This window comes from Profundibacterium mesophilum KAUST100406-0324, from assembly GCF_009835145.1.
GTDB lineage: Bacteria > Pseudomonadota > Alphaproteobacteria > Rhodobacterales > Rhodobacteraceae > Profundibacterium > Profundibacterium mesophilum.
Genome location: NZ_APKE01000007.1, coordinates 117,901 through 134,736, shown reverse-complemented (window position 1 = coordinate 134,736; position 16,836 = coordinate 117,901). Strand labels below are relative to the sequence as shown.

Genomic DNA, 16,836 nt, shown 5'->3' with positions numbered 1-16,836 from the left:
CGAAACTCCTGCCCTAATCTCCGTCAGGTGCGAAATCTCAGGTCAGGTGAGAATTGGGAAGGTGCGGGCCAGGAAACGCTTACGCAATACTCCGAACGCAAGCAAGGATGTCACCGGGGAGGAGCGCATGGGCTGGATGAAGGACGAGACCGGACTGGAGCGCTGCGCGGCGAACCACGTGCCGCTGAGCCCGCTGTCGCATCTGCGGCGGGCGGCCCAGGTCTTCGCCGATCACGAGGCGATGGTGCACGGGCCCCAACGCTGGAGCTATGCGCAGTATCACGGCACGGTCGGCCGCATGGCCGGTGCCCTCGCGGCCCTCGGGGTCGAGCCGGGCGATGTCGTTGCGACCCTGCTGCCCAACGTGCCGGCACAGGCGATGGCGCATTTCGCGGTCCCCGCCGCGGGCGCGGTGCTCAACACGATCAACATCCGCCTCGATGCCGACACAGTCGCTTATATCCTGGGCCATGGCGAGGCGAAGGTGCTGATCGTCGACAGCCAGTTCCTCGATCTCGCGCGGGCGGCCTGCGCGCTGATCGACGGGCCGGCACCGACCGTGATCGAGGCGCCGGACGAGGCAGCGGGCTTTTCCGCGAGCGGCGATCATCCGGTCCTGTGGGACCTGATGGACCGGGCCGATCCCGGGTTCGAATGGATCATGCCGCAGGACGAGTGGGAGAGCCTCGCGCTCAACTACACCTCCGGCACCACCGGGCGGCCCAAGGGCGTCGTCTACTCGCATCGCGGCGCCTACCTGATGACGATGGGAACGGTGATCAGCTGGCGCATGGTGCTGCACCCGCGCTTCCTGACGATCGTGCCGCTCTTTCACTGCAACGGCTGGTGCCACACATGGATGATGCCCCTGCTGGGTGGCACGCTCGTCTGCTGCCGCGACATCACCGCCAAGGCGATCTACGACGCGATCGCCGATGAGGGCGTGGGCTATCTCGGCGGCGCGCCCATCGTGCTGAACATGCTGGTCAATGCCAGGCCGGAGGAGCGGCGCGCGCTCGACCGCGTTGTCGAGATCTTCACCGCCGGCGCGCCGCCCGCCGCGGCCACACTCGGGCGGATCGAACAGCTCGGCTTCAACGTCACGCAGGTCTACGGGCTGACAGAGACCTATGGCCATGTCACCGAATGCCTGTGGCAGCCGGGTTGGGAGGATAGCGAGGGCACCGAGCGCGCCGCGCTGAAGGCCCGCCAGGGCGTCGCGATGCCGATGATGGAAGAGGTCACGGTGATGGACCGGCAGATGCGCGAAGTGCCTCGCGACGGGACCAGCCAGGGCGAGGTGGTGATGCGCGGGAATTGCGTGATGAAGGGGTATCTCAAGGCCCCCGAGGCCACGGCGCGCGATTTCGAGGGCGGCTATTTCCATTCGGGCGACATCGCCGTTCTGCATGACGCGGGCTATATCCAGATCGCCGACAGGGCCAAGGACATCATCATCTCCGGCGGCGAGAATGTCAGCTCGGTCGAGGTGGAGGGCGCGCTGATGTATCACCCCGCCGTCTCGCTCTGCGCCGTCGTGGCCAAGCCCGACGAGAAATGGGGCGAAGTGCCTTGCGCCTTCGTCGAGATCAAGGAGGGCGAGACGGTCACGGAGGCCGAACTCATCGCCTTCGCCAAATCGCGTCTCGCGGGGTTCAAATGCCCCAAGAAGGTCGTCTTCGGCACCCTTCCGAAGACATCGACCGGCAAGATCCAGAAATTCGAGCTGCGCGCGGCGGCACGCGCATCGTGATCGACGCGCAGGGTGGCCTGGCGCGTTGCTCCCGGCGCTCCCTTGCCCTATCGTCTGCCGGCCCGAGGGCGAGGACAGGCGACAACACGCCATGAGGCAGCAGGCAGATCGATGACCGCGTTGACGGGCTATGACAGGTTGGAATCGGCGGGCCTGTGGCGCGAGGGCCGGCTGACTGCGCGGCGCGAGGTGCTGGTCTCGATCGGGGAGGCGACCCTCGCGATCTACGACCATGCCGAGAACGCCCTTGGCCACTGGTCCCTCCCCGCGATCGAGCGGCTGAACCCCGGCATCTCCCCTGCCCTCTTCGCGCCCGGCTTCAACGCCGAGGAAACGCTCGAGATCGACGACGAGACGATGATCGAGGCGATCGAGACGGTGCGCAACGCGGTGGCCCGTCACAGGCCGCAAAAGCGGCGCCTGCGCTACAACCTGCTGGCGGGCGCCAGCGTGCTGCTGCTCGGGCTTGGCGTCTTCTGGCTCCCGGATGCCCTGATCCGCCATACCGCCTCCGTGGTTCCGCCGGCTGCGCGCAAGGATATCGGCGAGCGGCTGCTCACGCAGCTCGCCCTGACCTCCGGCACGCCCTGCCGCGCGCGCGGAGCCCAGCAGAGCCTGAGGAACCTGGCCGACCGGGTGCTCGGGCCGGGCGGGGGCCGGCTGGTGGTGATGGGCGGCGCCGTGGGCCAGGCCGAACATCTCCCCGGGGGGCTCATCGTTCTCGACCGCTCGCTCATCGAGCGCCAGGACAGCCCGGAGACGGTCGCGGGCTTCATCCTCGCCGAACGCGAGCGCGCGGCGAGCGACGATCCGCTCTTGCGGCTGCTGCGCATGGCCGGCCCGGTCACCGCTTTCAGAATGCTCACCACCGGACAGATCGAGGACAAGGTGCTGCGGCGCCATGTCGAGCGGCTGGCAGTCGAGATCCGCGAGCCCGTCGATCCCGAACGCCTGCTCGCCCGTTTCCGCAGCGCGGGGCTCAGCGCGGCGCCCTACGCGCGGGCTCTCGAGGAGGATCTTGGCGACCGGAAGCTCGCGGCCGTCCTGCGCGCAGGCGATCCGGTCGATGCCGAAACCGCCGAGCCGATCGTCGCCGATCGCCAATGGGTCGCGCTGCAGGGCATCTGTGCCGGCTGACAGGGCTGGCTGAGGGGCCGGGGCGGCGGGCACGGGCCCGGCGGCTCGCCGCGCCCCCCGCCGCCGGCCGGTTTAGCGGGCGAAGGCGTCGGGGAAGCCCGACCGTTTCACCAGCGCCAACGTGCTGCGCAGCGGTGCCGCTTCCCTGAAGGGGCCCGCGAGCACCACGTCGAGTGTCCGGCCGCCGCTCCGCTGGGATACGATGCGCGCCGGGATGCCCTTGCTCATCAGGCGGGCCGCCGTGGAGTGCGCATTCTGCGGCACGGCGAAGGCGCCGACCTGCACGAAACGCCCACCGCCGGACGGCGCCGGGGCCGCGGCGATACGCGGGCTGAGCGGAGCCGCGCGCAGTTGCGGATTGTCGGCCGATTGGTCGATCTGCGGCGCGCTGCCGCCGCTCGCCCGGTTGCGCCCGGCGGGCCGGTCGGGCGAGCGGGCGCCGGTATCGGGAACGAGCACCGTCTTGCCGGACTGGCGCGAGACCCTGATCCGGTCGCGATCCACGATCATCCGCCCCGAGGAGGTGCGCACCACCACCTTGCGGCCGCCGGCGAGATCGCGCTTCTGCTTGGCGTAATCCGTGTAGGGGTAGACGAGATAATTGTATGTCTCGGTGACATCGAGGCCGCGCGGATCGACGAGCTTGCGCGGCACCGTCTGGGTCCAGACGAGCGCCGTCTGCAAGGCACCTCTGAAGGTCTGCTTGCCGCGATCGGGGTTGAGCCGCCCGTCGCTCCAGGCGGGCTTGTATCCCTCGGGCACGCGCAGCGCCTCCGCCGGCGTCACGCGGACCGTCTCGCCGGGACGGGGCCCGACGACGCGCCGGGGGGCAAGCGCCCGCGTCTTGCTCGCGGGGGGCGTGCGCGGCGCGGCGGCGCTGGCCGGAGACACCGCCGCCTCGCGGACCGGCGCGATGGCGGCCGGCACTGCGGCGCGGGCGATCCGCCTGGGCGGCTCGGCCGGGGTGATCCTCGTGGACGGCGCGGCGCGCTCGAGGCGCACGGGCGCATCCGAGGATTGCGCGACGACGCGGCCACGCGCCATGCCGGGCGCCGGGGGCGTGGGTGCCAGGTCGACCCCCGGCGGTGATCCCGCCGGCGCCACCCGGCGCGGGATGTTCGCACTGACGCGGGGTGCGGCGCCTTGCGCGGCGCGGGGTGCGCCCGGGGCCTCGGCACCCGTCTGGGGCGCGGCCACGCCTCCGGGGACCACGATCCGCGGCGCGGGTGCGGGATCGGTGGCGATGCGCAGGTCGCCGCCCGTGCCGGCGGGGGCGCCGATCACCGGGGCGGTCGTCACGGCCGTGCCGCCAGCGGCGCTTGGCGTGAACCCGCACAGGACCTGGCGCCGGCGGTCGACGCGCGGCACCCAGGTCACCGCGTCGTCGAAGCCGGCCCTGATATAGACGCAACCGCGGCTGTCGACATATTGGCTTCCGGTGTAGCTTGCCGGCGGATATTCGGCGGGCTGTTCGGCTTCCTGGAGCGTGCGCGCCGCGGCGGGCCCCGCAACGGGCGCGGCCAGTCCGGCCGCCAGCAATAGTACCAGGCAACCGGTGCCCTGACGCAGTCTCATTCGGATATCCCCGTTGATCTTCGTGGTTGCGCGAATCATGCCCGAAGGCCCGTGATGGGTAAAGTCCCGTGATGCGGCCGGCCCGCCGCCCTACTTGGTGCCGAACATCCTGTCGCCGGCATCCCCGAGCCCCGGAACGATATAGCCCTTTTCGTTGAGCCGCTCGTCGAGCGCCGCGGTCACGATCGGCACGTCGGGATGCGCCTCGCGCATGCGGGCCACGCCTTCGGGCGCCGCGAGCAGGCACAGGAACCTGATATCGCGCGCGCCGGCCTCCTTGAGAAGGTCGATCGCCGCGACCGAGCTGTTGCCCGTGGCGAGCATCGGATCGACCGCGATCGTGAGGCGGCTTCGAAGCTCGGTGGGGACCTTGAAGTAGTATTGCACGGGGCGCAGCGTCTTCTCGTCGCGGTAGAGCCCGACGAAGCCGACCCGCGCCGAGGGGATCAGCTCGAGCATGCCGTCGAGCAGGCCGTTGCCCGCCCGCAGGATCGACACCAGCGCCAGCTTGCGCCCGTCGATCACCGGCGCGTCCATCCGGGTCACGGGCGTGTCGATGCGCCGGTGGGTGACCGGAAGATCGCGGGTGATCTCATAGGCGAGAAGCTGGCTGATTTCCCGCAGGAGCTGCCGGAAGAGGGCCGTCGGTGCGTTCTTGTCCCGCATCAATGTCAGCTTGTGCTGAACCAGCGGGTGCTCGACGATGGTAAGGTTTTCGGGCTTGCTCATCTCTTCGCACCTCTCGGCTATGTCCTGTGCCATTCGCTACTCCGCGGTGCCGGGGAGGTAAAGGAAACTCCGGCCGCCCCCAGTGCACCCATTCGCACCCTCCCGGCATGGGCAACCCGCCCCCCCGCGCCCCGCCCCTTGCCTCACGGCCCCGCCGGCGGCGGGTTCAGCGCGCGGCGGCGATCGCCTTGAGCAGCGCCTCGCGCGTCGGCGCGTCGCAAAAGGCCGCGCGCGCGGCCGTCTCGTTCACCTCGAGGCAGAGCCCCTCATCCCAGCCGAAGACATGGGCGAGCTGGTCGTATTCCTGGCGCAGCGCGGTATGGAAGAAGGGCGGATCATCCGTCGAGATGGTGACCGGCACACCCGCCGCGCGCAGCCGCTCGACCGGGTGCTCGCGCAGGCTGCGATAGACCCCGAGTGCCACGTTCGAGCCGGGGCAGATCTCGAGCGTGATCTCCTTCTCGGCCAGGTCCTCGACCAGGCGCGGATCCTCGATGGCGCGCACGCCATGCCCGATCCGCGTGCAGCCCAGCGCCAGCGCATCGCGAATGCTGGAGGGGCCGCGCCATTCGCCGGCATGCGCGGTCAGGCCGAGCCCCGCTTCCCGCGCGCAGTCGAAGGCCCAAGCGAAATCCCCAAGCTCGCCGGCATTCTCGTCGCCGCCGATCCCGAAGCCGGTCAGACGCGCGCCCGCGGTCTCGGCCGCCACCCGGGCCGTCTCACGCGCGGCCTCCGGGCCGAAATGGCGGATCGGCGTTGCAATCACGCGCATCATCGGCCCGCCCTGCGCCTCGATCTGCTGCGCCGCCTCGTCGATGGCGCCAAGATAATCGCGCCAGGCGCCGAGGTCGCGCCCCCCGCAAAAATCGGGAGAGACGAAAAGCTCGGTATAGATCACCCCCTCGCGCGCGCTCTGCTCGAGCACCGCCCGCGTCAGGCGGGCGAATTCCGCAGGCCCCCTGAGCACCGATGTCGCCGCCTCGTAGACGCGCAGGAAATCGGCGAAGCCCGCGAAGCGGTAGGCCCCCGTTTCGGTGAAGATCGCCGACAGGTCCACGCCCTGCTCCGCGGCGAGTCCGCGGATGAAGGCCGGCGGGGCGGCGCCCTCGATATGAAGATGCAGCTCGATCTTGGGCAGGTCCGGTGCGGCCATCAGTCTTTTTCTTCCTCGTTTCGGGGCGGCAGGCCGAGATGGCCGGCGAGCATCGCGGCGACATCGACGAAGGTGCAGTGACCGACATGCGTGTCCGGCGCGCCGGGCCCATGCACCAGGACCGGCACGCGCTCGCGCGTGTGATCGGTCCCCCGCCAGGTCGGATCGTTCCCGTGATCGGCGGTGATCACCAGCATGTCCCCCGCCCCGAGCTCCGCGAGCAGCGCCGGCAGGGCGGCATCGAACCATTCCAGGTGGGCGGCGTAGCCCGCCACATCGCGGCGATGGCCGTAAAGACTGTCGAACTCGACGAAATTGGCGAAGGTCAGGCTTCCGGGTGCGGCATCGGCGATGCGTTCGCCCAGCGCTGCGAGCAGTGCGCGGTCGCTGCCCTTGTCCACCCGGTCGATCCCGCGCATCGAGAAGATGTCGCCGATCTTGCCGACCGCGTTGACCTCGCGCCCCGCCTCGTGGGCCCGGTCGCACAGCGTCGGCGCGGGCGGCGCGATGGCGAAATCCTTGCGGTTCGCGGTGCGCTCGAAACCGCCCTCGGCGGTGCCGGTGAAGGGCCGCGCGATCACCCGCCCCACGCGCATCGCGTGCAGCTCCGGCGCCAGCGCGGCGCAAAGCGCGAGCAGGCGGTCCAGTCCGAACCGCTCCTCGTGGGCCGCGATCTGGAAGACGCTGTCGGTGGAGGTATAGCAGATGGGCCAGCCAGTGCGCATATGCTCGGCCCCCTCCTCCTCGATGATGTTGGTGCCCGAGGCATGACGGTTTCCAAGGATGCCATCGGTACCGGCGAGCGCCGCGGCGCGGGCCACGAGATCGGGCGGAAAGCTGTCCTCGCGCTTCTCGAATACGGTCCAGTCCCAGGGAACCGGAACGCCGGCAAGCTCCCAATGGCCGGTCGGGGTGTCCTTGCCGGGCGAGGTCTCCGTTGCCGCGCCCCAGCGCACACCTTGCGCGGGACCGAGCCCCGGCGCGCGCAACCCCGAAGCCAGCTCCACCGCCGCGCCGAGCCCGAGGGCGCTCAGGTTGGGCAGACGGAGCGGCCCGCGCCCCGCCCGTCCATCGGCGCAGGCAAGGGCGATATGGCCCACCGTGTTGGCGCCCTCGTCACCGAAATCGGCCGCATCCGGTGCGCCGCCGATCCCGACCGAATCGAGCACCACGAGAAAGGCCCGCCCCTGCGCCGCGGCACTCATGCCAGGTACTCGTGGATGGCGGGCGGCGGCGCGCAGGGCTCCTGCGACAGCGTGAAGGCCGCGCGCAGGGCGCGCTCCGCGTGATCGGCCTCCGCCTCCGTTCCCGCATGGATCACCGCCATCGGATCACCGGGTGAGACCCGCGTCCCGAGCCTTGCGATGCCGGACAATCCGACCGCAGGCTCGATTGCGTCGCCGGCATGCATCCGCCCCCCGCCCAGGCGCAGCACCGCCATGCCCAGCGCGGTGCCGTCGATCTTTTGCACGTGCCCGTCCTCCAGGGCCAAAACGTCGCGGCGCATCGGGGCCTGGGGCAGTCGCCCGCGCCAGCGTTCCGTGAAATCGGACGGCCCGCCCATGGCCGCGACCATCCGGCCGAACCGCTCCGCCGCGGCGCCGGAGGCGATGGCCGCTTCGATCAGCTCCGCGCCCTCCGGCGGGCTGGCGGCGATCTTGCCAAGGGCGAGGAGCTGCCCGCCGAGCGCCGCGGTCACGCCGCGCAAGGCGTCGCCCCGCGTCTCGCCCGTCAGCACCTCCATCACCGCCGCCACTTCCACGGCATTGCCCACGCAAGGAGCCAGCGGCTGGTTCATGTCGGTCACGAGGGCGGCGGCGGGGCAGCCCGCGCCGCGCGCCGCCTCCACCAGCGCCTCGGCCAGCGCGAGGGCCTCGCCGGCTGTCTTCATGAAAGCGCCGGAGCCGAGCTTGACATCGAGCACCAATCCCCCGAGCCCCGCCGCCAGCTTCTTGGAGAGGATCGAGGCGGTGATCAGGTCCACATGATCGACCGTCGCGGTCATGTCGCGCACCGCGTAGAGCCGCCGGTCCGCCGGCGCGAGATCGTCGCTCGCCGCCACGATGGCGCAGCCGGCCTGCGCCACCGCCGCGCGAAAGCCCGCCTCGTCCATCTCGCTGCGCAATCCGGGGATCGCCTCGAGCTTGTCGAGCGTGCCGCCCGTATGGCCGAGCCCGCGCCCCGAGATCATCGGAACGAAGGCGCCGCATGCCGCCAGCGCCGGCGCCAGCAGCAGCGAGACCGGATCGCCCACCCCGCCGGTCGAATGCTTGTCGAGCACCGGGCCCGGCAGGTCCCAGTCGAGGGTCGCGCCGCTGTCACGCATTGCCATCGTGAGGGCGATCCGGCCCTGCGATCCCAGCCCGTTCAGGCAGACGGCCATCGCGAAGGCGCCGGCCTGCGCATCGCTGACCCTGCCGCTGGCAAGGCCCCGCGCGAACCATGAGAGCGCCTCGGCGGAGGGTGTCTCGCCCCGGCGCAGCGCGCCGATGATGCTGCGCGCATCCATGGCGTCAGTCCCGCGTCATGTGCTGCGGCGCGAAGGCCCCGGGAAGAAGATCCCCAACCCGCACCACCCGGCTTGTGCCGCGCGTCGTGGCCAGAGTGATCTCGACATCGGGATCGGCGAACTCGGCGAGCTTCTGGCGGCAGCCCCCGCAGGGCGGGACCGGCTCGGCGGCATCGGCGATCACCGCGGCTTCGGCGATGCGCGTATCGCCCGCCGCGATCATCGCCGCGATTGCGCCCGCCTCCGCGCAGGTGCCCTCGGGATAGGCGACATTCTCGACATTGCACCCGGTATGCACCCGCCCCTCGACGGAGCGGATGGCCGCGCCGACCTTGTAGCCCGAATAGGGCGTGTAGGCATGCTCGCGCGTCCGGGCGGCGGCGGCGATGAGGGTCATGGGCGGGCTCCGTGTGATCGGGGCGCGGATCTGGCGCGACTGGCCCAGAGTGGAGCGGCGGCGCGGCGCGTGCAAGCCGGAACCCCTGCCGTCGGCCCCGCATTGATGCAGCATCGATCACGTCGTCAGACCAGAGCGAGGAGATCACGTCATGAGCAAGGCATCCGACAAGCCGGTCGCCGCCGCCCCCACCCCCGCCGCGGGCTTCGCGGCCGCCGAGGACGAGGCGGGGCGGGACGGCGGAGCCGGCGCACCGATGAGCGACAAGCAGGCCGCCCAGCTGCGGGCCTTGTGCCAGGAGCGCGGCGAGGATTTCGATCCCGGTCTCACGGCGGCGCAAGCGGACGAGCGCATCGAGGCGATGAAGGCCGCGCGGGAGGGGTGAAGGGAACCCCGCGGCGGCCGGAACGTTGCCAAGACAAGGAACATTTAAAGAACAAACCGAGGAGTCCCCGACATGGCCGACAAAGCGAACGACGCCGATACCGCCGCGCAGGCCCAGGAGGGCAATATCCAGGGCAGCCCCGAGAAGCCGACCGAGAACTGGGTGACGGGCGACGAGCCGATGACCGGCGCCCAGGCCAGCTATCTCGAGACGCTCTGCACCGAGGCGGGCGAGAAATTCGACCCCGAGCTGACGAAGGCGGAGGCCTCCGACCGGATCGACGCGCTTCAAGGCAAGACGGGGCGCGGCGCATCGTGACCGCGGCGCCTCTTTGCCGCTGACGTCGCGGTCCGGGCGGGCGCATTCGGCGGCTTCGAGGGCCCTGAGCCGCGCGCCCGTGCCCTAGCGCATGGGCGGCCCTTGCGGGCGGCGCGGCGCGGAACCCTTTATCGCGCCGCGCCTGCTCGCGGATACTGCTGGTATCGGGACGGCGGCGCGCGTTACGGTGCGCCGAACGGACCGAGCAGGAATTACGCCACATGAGCACCGACCGCACCGATGCCCTGCGCCAGGCGGCGCTGGATTATCACGCCCTTCCCAAGCCCGGGAAGCTCGAGATCAGGGCCACCAAGCCCCTTGCCAACGGGCGCGATCTGAGCCGGGCCTATTCGCCGGGCGTTGCGGAAGCCTGTCTCGAGATCAAGGCCAACCCGGATGCGGCGCGTGACTACACCACCCGCGGCAATCTCGTGGGCGTGGTCAGCAACGGAACGGCGGTGCTGGGGCTGGGCAATATCGGCGGTCTGGCCTCCAAGCCCGTGATGGAAGGCAAGGCGGTTCTGTTCAAGAAATTCGCCAATATCGACTGCTTCGACATCGAGCTCAGCGAGAACGACCCCGTGAAGCTGGCGGAGATCGTCTGCGCGCTGGAGCCGACTTTCGGCGCGATCAACCTTGAGGACATCAAGGCGCCGGACTGCTTCATCGTCGAGGAAATCTGCCGCGAGCGGATGAACATCCCCGTATTCCACGACGACCAGCATGGCACCGCCATCGTTGTCGGCGCAGCCGCGACCAATGCGATGCGGGTGGCCGGCAAGCGCTTCGAGGACATCAAGATCGTCTCGACGGGCGGCGGCGCGGCAGGCATTGCCTGCCTCAACATGCTGGTGAAACTGGGCGTGCGGCGGGAGAATATCTGGCTGTGCGACATCAACGGGCTGGTCTACGAGGGCCGGACCGAGGACATGAACCCGCAGAAGGCCGCCTTCGCGCAAGCCTCCGACCTGCGCAGCCTCGGCGATGTGATCGATGGCGCCGACATGTTCCTCGGCCTGTCCGGCCCCGGCGTGCTGACGCCCGAGATGGTGGGCCGGATGGCCCGCGATCCGATCATCTTCGCGCTCGCCAACCCCAATCCCGAGATCCAGCCCGAAGACGCACGCAGCGTCGCCCCCGGCGCCATCATCGCCACCGGGCGCTCGGACTATCCCAACCAGGTCAACAATGTCCTGTGCTTCCCCTTCATCTTCCGCGGCGCGCTCGACGTGGGCGCCACCGAGATCAACGACCAGATGAAGATCGCCTGCATCGAGGGGATCGCGGCACTGGCCCGCGCCACCACCAGCGCCGAGGCCGCCGCCGCCTACCAGGGCGAGCAGATGAGCTTCGGCGCGACCTATCTGATCCCCAAACCCTTCGATCCGCGCCTGATGGGCGTGGTGGCGAGCGCCGTGGCGAAGGCGGCAATGGAGAGCGGCGTCGCGCTGCGCCCGATCGCCGATCTCGGCGCCTATAAGCGCAAGCTCGACGGGTCGGTGTTCAAGTCGGCGATGATCATGCGCCCGGTCTTCGAGGCCGCCGGCACCGCCTCGCGCCGCATCGTCTTCGCCGAGGGCGAGGACGAGCGGGTGCTGCGCGCGGCCAACGCAATGCTGGAGGAGACGACCGACAAGCCGATCCTGATCGGACGGCCCGAGGTCATCGACGCGCGCGCCGAGCGGGCCGGGTTGCCGATCCGTCCGGGCCGCGACTTCGAGATCGTCAATCCCGAGAACGATCCACGCTACCGCGACTACTGGCAGACCTATCACACCCGAATGCAGCGCCGCGGCGTGACCCCGGATCTCGCCAAGGCGATCATGCGCACCAACACCACCGCGATCGGCTCGGTGATGGTCCTGCGCGAGGATGCCGACAGCATGATCTGCGGCACGTTCGGTCAATACCTGTGGCACCTCAACTATATCCAGCAGGTCCTTGGCACCGACACCCTGCATCCCGTCGGCGCGCTCAGCCTGATGATCCTGGAGGACGGGCCACTCTTCGTTGCCGATACGCAGGTGCATCCCACCCCGACGCCCGCCCAGATCGCGGAGACGGTGATCGGGGCGGCGCGGCACGTCCGCCGCTTCGGCATCGCCCCCAAGATCGCGCTTTGCTCGCATTCACAATTCGGCAATCTCGACTGCGATACCGGGATCCGGATGCGCGATGCCCTGGCGATTCTCGACGCGCAGGCGCTCGATTTCGAATACGAGGGCGAGATGCATGCCGATGCGGCGCTCGATGCCGGGCTGCGGGAGCGGATTTATCCCAATTCGCGCATGAGCGGCGTGGCGAATGTCCTGGTCTTCGCCAATACCGATGCCGCCTCGGGCGTGCGCAACATTCTCAAGATGAAGGCCGGCGGGCTCGAGGTCGGGCCGATCCTGATGGGCATGGGAAACCGGGCCCATATCGTGACCTCCTCGATCACCGCGCGCGGCCTTCTGAACATGAGCGCGCTCGCGGGCACCCCGGTCGCCCATTACGGCTGAGCCCCTCCTCGGGGCACGGGGGCGGCAAGGGGGCGGCAAGGGATGGCGGGTATCGGCGCCCGCCGCCATACCCTTGGCGCGGGGACACATGGCCGGGCGCGATCGGGGCGGGCCACCCCTCGGCGCCCGCCCCCTGCCGGCCTTTCCACCGGTCCGATCCTGCTCCTGCGATCCGGCCTGCGCCGGTTCGCGTTCAGCCCTTGCGCTCGGGCTTCGCGCCCTCCTTCGTCTTGGCACCGCCCTTGGCCGATCCCATGGGGGCGGCTTCTGGCTTGGGGGCCGGTTTGGCTTCCTTCATCTTCTTCTTGGGGTTCTTGTCACTCATGGCAACGCGACCTTGTCGAAGGGCCGGCACCGCGCCGGCTCCTTGCCCTTCAGTCTAGGCATCGGAATCGGCCCTGCCCGTCCATTTCCGCCCTCGATGTCGAAAATCGCCCATCACATCATTCGAGGGTGTCCGCGTATCGGGTAGGCCGGCAAAGCGGGACGGGAGCGTCCATCGACCTTCCGCCAATTTCTCCGCCACAAATCCGGCGGTGCCCTCGGCGGTCCTGGCGGTCCTGGCGGTGAAAGAGGCCACAGTGACCGGGTCATCGAGATCGGAAAAATGATAGATCGCGCCTACACTGAACGGCACCAAAGTGCCCTACCGCCCTGCCCGCACCTTTCACGGCACCGGACATCAGGCCAAGCGCATATCCACATCCCGGCCGTGGACGGTCGGGAATAGCGCCGCCAAGGGCCCTTGCATCCACCATTCCGTGCATGGTCGCTGGCGGCAAAAGATGACCCGCGCTGAGCCGCTCCGGGTTCGCCGGAGGCTGATTGATTTCAGCGATGCGGCCATGCTCGTTGTTTCCAGAACCGCCTGGCAATCTGCCTTCGTCTTCGCGGGAGGGATGGTGCCGAGCGCGGCCGGCTACCCGAGACCCGCAAGGGCCACCGGCGCTCCGATCTGAGGATAGGAAACCAACCAGCATGGATGCGACAGTGCGAACCGCACGGCTTGCCGGCCTCGAGCATCGCGATGACCGAGCGCAGGTGCCCGTCGGCACGTTTCAGCCGGGCAATGAGAGCCGGATGGGTTGCGTGAATGCGAGGGTCCATCATAGCATGACGCTATCCTCCCCGGGGGATAGGGCAAGACGGCCGGTCAGGGCCGCATCTCACGAGACGAGGCAGACAGGACCGATGCGATCGATTGCCACCACTTGCCGGCGCACGCTTGCAGCGCTTCTGTGTGTAGCGCTTGTCGTCTGGTCCTTCATGCCGGCCACCTCCCACGCCCCCGCCATCTTCGAAACGCTTCAGGAGCACGCGGAGATGATCGACGAGCACGGCCATTCGCACGGGCTGGAGGAAGACCTGGCCTGGGCGATGCACGGGCACGGGCACGACAGTGCCGATCACGACCACAGCCCGGCAATCCTGGCGGCGATCCGGCAGGTGGTATCCCTCACGGATTACGGAACCCTCCAGAGAGCGAACATGACTTCTTCGGGTCCGTGGCCGGTTCGCCTGATCGAAAGACCTCCGCGCGTCTGATCGCTGCACCGACATGCACATGCAAGCGATCAAGACAGATTCGGAGACCAATCCATGACCATACCCTACGGGGGCTGGAGCGATCCCGGCATTCGCCGGACACTGCTCCTGTCCTTCCTCACGCTGGCCGCGCTCACCTACAGCGCGGGCCACGCCGCTGCCCACAACGTCACGCCGGGCGACGCCGGCTACATCCAGGAAATCTGGGGGGTGAACATCGTCCCCTTCATGTATCTCGGCGCCAAGCACATGGTGACCGGATACGACCATATCCTGTTCCTGCTCGGCGTCGTGTTCTTCCTCTACCGGATGAAGGACGTCGGCATCTACGTGAGCCTCTTCGCCATCGGCCACTCGACCACGATGCTGCTCGGCGTCTGGTTCGGCTGGGGCATCAACGCCTACGTCATCGACGCGATCATCGGCCTCTCGGTCGTCTACAAGGCACTCGACAACCTCGGCGCCTACCAGCGCTGGTTCGGCGTCCAGCCCAATACAAAGGCCGCCACGTTGATCTTCGGCTTCTTCCACGGCACGGGCCTGGCAACCAAGATCCTCGACTACGACATCGCGTCCGAAGGACTGCTGGCCAATCTCCTGGCGTTCAACGTGGGCGTCGAACTCGGCCAGTTGATGGCGCTCGCCATCATCCTCATCGTCATGGGCTATTGGCGGAAGTCCCCGAATTTCTTCCGCCGGGCCTACACCGCCAATGTCGTCATGATGTCCATGGGGTTCATCCTCATGGGCCTGCAGATCACCGGCTACTTCGTAGCTGCCTGAGACAATAGGAGACCCAAATGTTCAACGCACAGAAACCCAGCCTCGACGAGCTTCCCTCCTCCCGGCAACTGCTCCGCTCCACGGCGATCGCCGCCGGCGCCGCGGTGGTGATCCTCGTCACCGTGGTATTGCCGGCAGAATACAACATCGACCCGACCGGGATCGGCGGCGTGCTCGGCCTGGCCGAAATGGGCGAGATCAAGACCCAGCTCGCCGCCGAGGCGGAAGCCGATCGTCTCATGGAGATGGAAGCGCGGCAGAAGGCGCTCGGCATGGAGGAGCAATCGACTCTCGCAAACGATATCCTCGGCCTCTTCGTCGGCGCGGCCTATGCACAGGAGACCGCCGAACCCGAGACCGCCGAGGAATGGCGCGACGAGATCACCTTCACCCTAACCCCCGGCGATACCGCCGAATGGAAGCTGGTTATGGAAGAAGGACAGACGGCCGAATACCGCATGCTCGTCGAAGGCGCACGGGTGAACTTCGACCTGCACGGCCACGGGGGCGGCGAGTCCGTGACCTATGAAAAGGGCCGCGGTTCGACCGGTGCCGAGGGCGAGATCGTTGCGGCCTTCGACGGCGAACACGGCTGGTTCTGGCGCAACCGCGACTCCTCCGACGTGACGGTCACGGTGCAGGTGCGCGGCGAATACGCCGAGTTCAAGGACGCCAGCTGAGAACAAGAGCTGCCGTTCGCCCGTCTCTTGGCGAACGGCGGCCTACGAGCGCGTTTTCAAATGCTGGACATGAAAGGCTGGGTATAGCGCCCTTGCGGCAAAAAGGTAGGAAAGCACCCATCTTCGCCATGATGCGCATAAGTTCGCACGTTCGGGAAACGCGATGGAGCGACAACCGGACCTCAGGCTTTCCTACGTGCAAGGCCTGCTTCGAGTTCAGTTGATTGCGCCGCTGAGGGCTGCCTCAGGCGTTGGCATTCGCCGCCTCCGTCTGCGCCCGCCGAATGTCGAGACCCGACTGCCAAAGCACGACCAGTCCGAAACCCACAACAAGGATGATCGACAGCATCCAGTTGAAAAGGATCATCAAGAGCGCCTGCTCTTCGGGCACGCCCAGAAGCTCGAACGCTAATGCCGAGCCTATGACGAAGCCCCCCGGCACCCGCACGAAGCGCGAAAGCACAAGCGAGAAACCGGCAAAGACCATGAGGAAAAGGTAGTCGAAAGGTGCAAGCGTTACCCCTACCGCCAGGCCCGCCCAAAGATAGTGGCTGGAGGCGACAAGCTTGGCCGCGACGGCAGCAATGATGACATAGCCGCGATGCAGACCTCCCCTCGGCCAGACAATGCCCGCGCAAAGCGTCCGGCGCAGCGCAGCGCCATTGGCGCGGAACCGCGTCGCCACCCAATCGAACAGGCGGCAGATCAGTGGACCTTCCTCTGCGAAAAGCTCTCGAAAGCGATACATCGCCCAAAGGGCCATGCCGAACAGGAAAAAGTTCAGCGCCCCCGCGACGGCCAGCCCGAGTTCCAGATCGCCTTCGATCATCGGGACCTGCCCCGCCATCGCCACCAGCCCGGCGAAAAGGGCGAAGACCACCCCGTCGATGAAGCGGGCGATGATGGTCGTGCTCAGGACGGTGCCCATCTTCAACCCTTCCATTCGCGCGATGAGCCACGACCGGACAAGCGGGCTGATCCCTAGCGGCACCAACACGTTGGCACCGTAGCCGGCCAGCAGCGCACCGGTAAGCCGCAGCGTGCGGACGGGTTTCACGTCATGAAGGATCTGCCTCCACTTCCAGCCGTTCAGCACCTGTTCGAGCAGGATCGTCCCGACGAGAACCGCTATCCAACCTGTGCGCGCCTCCGCCACCCCGTTCAGGAAACGGCCGAGGTCGAGATCACGGTAGAGCCAGAAGATCAGCGATATCGCGAGGGCGCCCCCGAGGACCGGTGGCAGCCAGCGTTTGAGCAATCCGCCCTTCGATTTCGGCATATCCAGCCCATCGACAGTTCTCGGTGTCGCCGGAACATCATCCCGTGTCACGCGGTTTATCGACCTCCCTTGCCCGACAGATCGGTATGGTG

General features: G+C 68.4%; 16 protein-coding genes and 1 pseudogene. 8 read left to right on the top strand and 9 right to left on the bottom strand.

What is annotated here, in order from left to right; all coding sequences use genetic code 11:
* The first annotated feature begins 127 nt into the window (after window positions 1–127).
* Both PMES_RS02730 and PMES_RS02725 read left to right on the top strand, forming a co-directional pair.
* On the top strand, window positions 128–1,753 hold the full coding sequence (locus PMES_RS02730) for an AMP-binding protein (protein WP_159963997.1): 1,626 nt from the start codon (window positions 128–130) through the stop codon (window positions 1,751–1,753).
* A 111-nt stretch (window positions 1,754–1,864) separates the two neighbouring features.
* On the top strand, window positions 1,865–2,890 hold the full coding sequence (locus PMES_RS02725) for a hypothetical protein (protein ID WP_159963996.1): 1,026 nt from the start codon (window positions 1,865–1,867) through the stop codon (window positions 2,888–2,890).
* Between the two features lie 72 nt (window positions 2,891–2,962).
* Here the strand turns inward: PMES_RS02725 and PMES_RS02720 are convergent, their stop codons facing one another.
* The 6 genes from PMES_RS02720 to PMES_RS02695 form a co-directional block, all read right to left on the bottom strand.
* On the bottom strand, window positions 2,963–4,465 hold the full coding sequence (locus PMES_RS02720; RefSeq protein WP_159963995.1) for an SPOR domain-containing protein: 1,503 nt from the start codon (window positions 4,463–4,465) through the stop codon (window positions 2,963–2,965).
* 90 nt (window positions 4,466–4,555) lie between these two features.
* On the bottom strand, window positions 4,556–5,194 hold the full coding sequence (gene upp, locus PMES_RS02715) for a uracil phosphoribosyltransferase (RefSeq protein ID WP_159963994.1): 639 nt from the start codon (window positions 5,192–5,194) through the stop codon (window positions 4,556–4,558).
* A gap of 166 nt (window positions 5,195–5,360) precedes the next feature.
* The gene (locus PMES_RS02710) at window positions 5,361–6,347 is read right to left on the bottom strand and encodes an adenosine deaminase (RefSeq protein WP_159963993.1); all 987 of its coding nucleotides are present in this window, start codon (window positions 6,345–6,347) and stop codon (window positions 5,361–5,363) included.
* Window positions 6,347–7,552 (bottom strand): phosphopentomutase, encoded by a 1,206-nt coding sequence (locus tag PMES_RS02705; RefSeq protein ID WP_159963992.1) that lies wholly within the window; start codon window positions 7,550–7,552, stop codon window positions 6,347–6,349. Before PMES_RS02705 ends, PMES_RS02710 begins: the two co-directional genes overlap by 1 nt.
* Window positions 7,549–8,856, bottom strand: a complete 1,308-nt coding sequence (locus PMES_RS02700) for a thymidine phosphorylase (protein ID WP_159963991.1) — start codon at window positions 8,854–8,856, stop codon at window positions 7,549–7,551. Before PMES_RS02700 ends, PMES_RS02705 begins: the two co-directional genes overlap by 4 nt.
* Before the next feature lie 4 nt (window positions 8,857–8,860).
* Window positions 8,861–9,253 (bottom strand): cytidine deaminase, encoded by a 393-nt coding sequence (locus PMES_RS02695; RefSeq protein WP_159963990.1) that lies wholly within the window; start codon window positions 9,251–9,253, stop codon window positions 8,861–8,863.
* Between the two features lie 151 nt (window positions 9,254–9,404).
* Between PMES_RS02695 and PMES_RS02690 the strand changes: the two genes are divergently transcribed.
* The 3 genes from PMES_RS02690 to PMES_RS02680 all read left to right on the top strand — a co-directional run bounded on the left by PMES_RS02690 (window position 9,405) and on the right by PMES_RS02680 (window position 12,457).
* The gene (locus PMES_RS02690; protein ID WP_159963989.1) at window positions 9,405–9,638 is read left to right on the top strand and encodes a DUF3072 domain-containing protein; all 234 of its coding nucleotides are present in this window, start codon (window positions 9,405–9,407) and stop codon (window positions 9,636–9,638) included.
* A 72-nt stretch (window positions 9,639–9,710) separates the two neighbouring features.
* The gene (locus tag PMES_RS02685; protein WP_159963988.1) at window positions 9,711–9,956 is read left to right on the top strand and encodes a DUF3072 domain-containing protein; all 246 of its coding nucleotides are present in this window, start codon (window positions 9,711–9,713) and stop codon (window positions 9,954–9,956) included.
* A gap of 221 nt (window positions 9,957–10,177) precedes the next feature.
* Window positions 10,178–12,457: an NADP-dependent malic enzyme gene (locus tag PMES_RS02680; protein ID WP_159963987.1), complete on the top strand. Its 2,280-nt coding sequence runs from the start codon at window positions 10,178–10,180 to the stop codon at window positions 12,455–12,457.
* A gap of 193 nt (window positions 12,458–12,650) precedes the next feature.
* On the opposite strand, the gene PMES_RS16830 is transcribed toward PMES_RS02680, so the two are convergent.
* The gene (locus PMES_RS16830; protein WP_268892403.1) at window positions 12,651–12,782 is read right to left on the bottom strand and encodes a hypothetical protein; all 132 of its coding nucleotides are present in this window, start codon (window positions 12,780–12,782) and stop codon (window positions 12,651–12,653) included.
* A gap of 674 nt (window positions 12,783–13,456) precedes the next feature.
* A pseudogene (locus PMES_RS16650) lies at window positions 13,457–13,567 on the bottom strand (metal-sensing transcriptional repressor); the annotation flags it as partial.
* Between the two features lie 213 nt (window positions 13,568–13,780).
* Here PMES_RS16650 and PMES_RS02670 point away from each other — a divergent pair.
* The 3 genes from PMES_RS02670 to PMES_RS02660 are packed head-to-tail and all read left to right on the top strand — an operon-like array spanning window position 13,781 to window position 15,465.
* On the top strand, window positions 13,781–14,002 hold the full coding sequence (locus PMES_RS02670; protein WP_159963985.1) for a hypothetical protein: 222 nt from the start codon (window positions 13,781–13,783) through the stop codon (window positions 14,000–14,002).
* A gap of 54 nt (window positions 14,003–14,056) precedes the next feature.
* On the top strand, window positions 14,057–14,785 hold the full coding sequence (locus PMES_RS02665; RefSeq protein WP_159963984.1) for a HupE/UreJ family protein: 729 nt from the start codon (window positions 14,057–14,059) through the stop codon (window positions 14,783–14,785).
* 17 nt (window positions 14,786–14,802) lie between these two features.
* Window positions 14,803–15,465 (top strand): transmembrane anchor protein, encoded by a 663-nt coding sequence (locus tag PMES_RS02660; protein WP_159963983.1) that lies wholly within the window; start codon window positions 14,803–14,805, stop codon window positions 15,463–15,465.
* A gap of 244 nt (window positions 15,466–15,709) precedes the next feature.
* Here the strand turns inward: PMES_RS02660 and PMES_RS02655 are convergent, their stop codons facing one another.
* Window positions 15,710–16,744, bottom strand: a complete 1,035-nt coding sequence (locus tag PMES_RS02655; protein WP_159963982.1) for a lysylphosphatidylglycerol synthase transmembrane domain-containing protein — start codon at window positions 16,742–16,744, stop codon at window positions 15,710–15,712.
* Window positions 16,745–16,836: the final 92 nt, after the last annotated feature.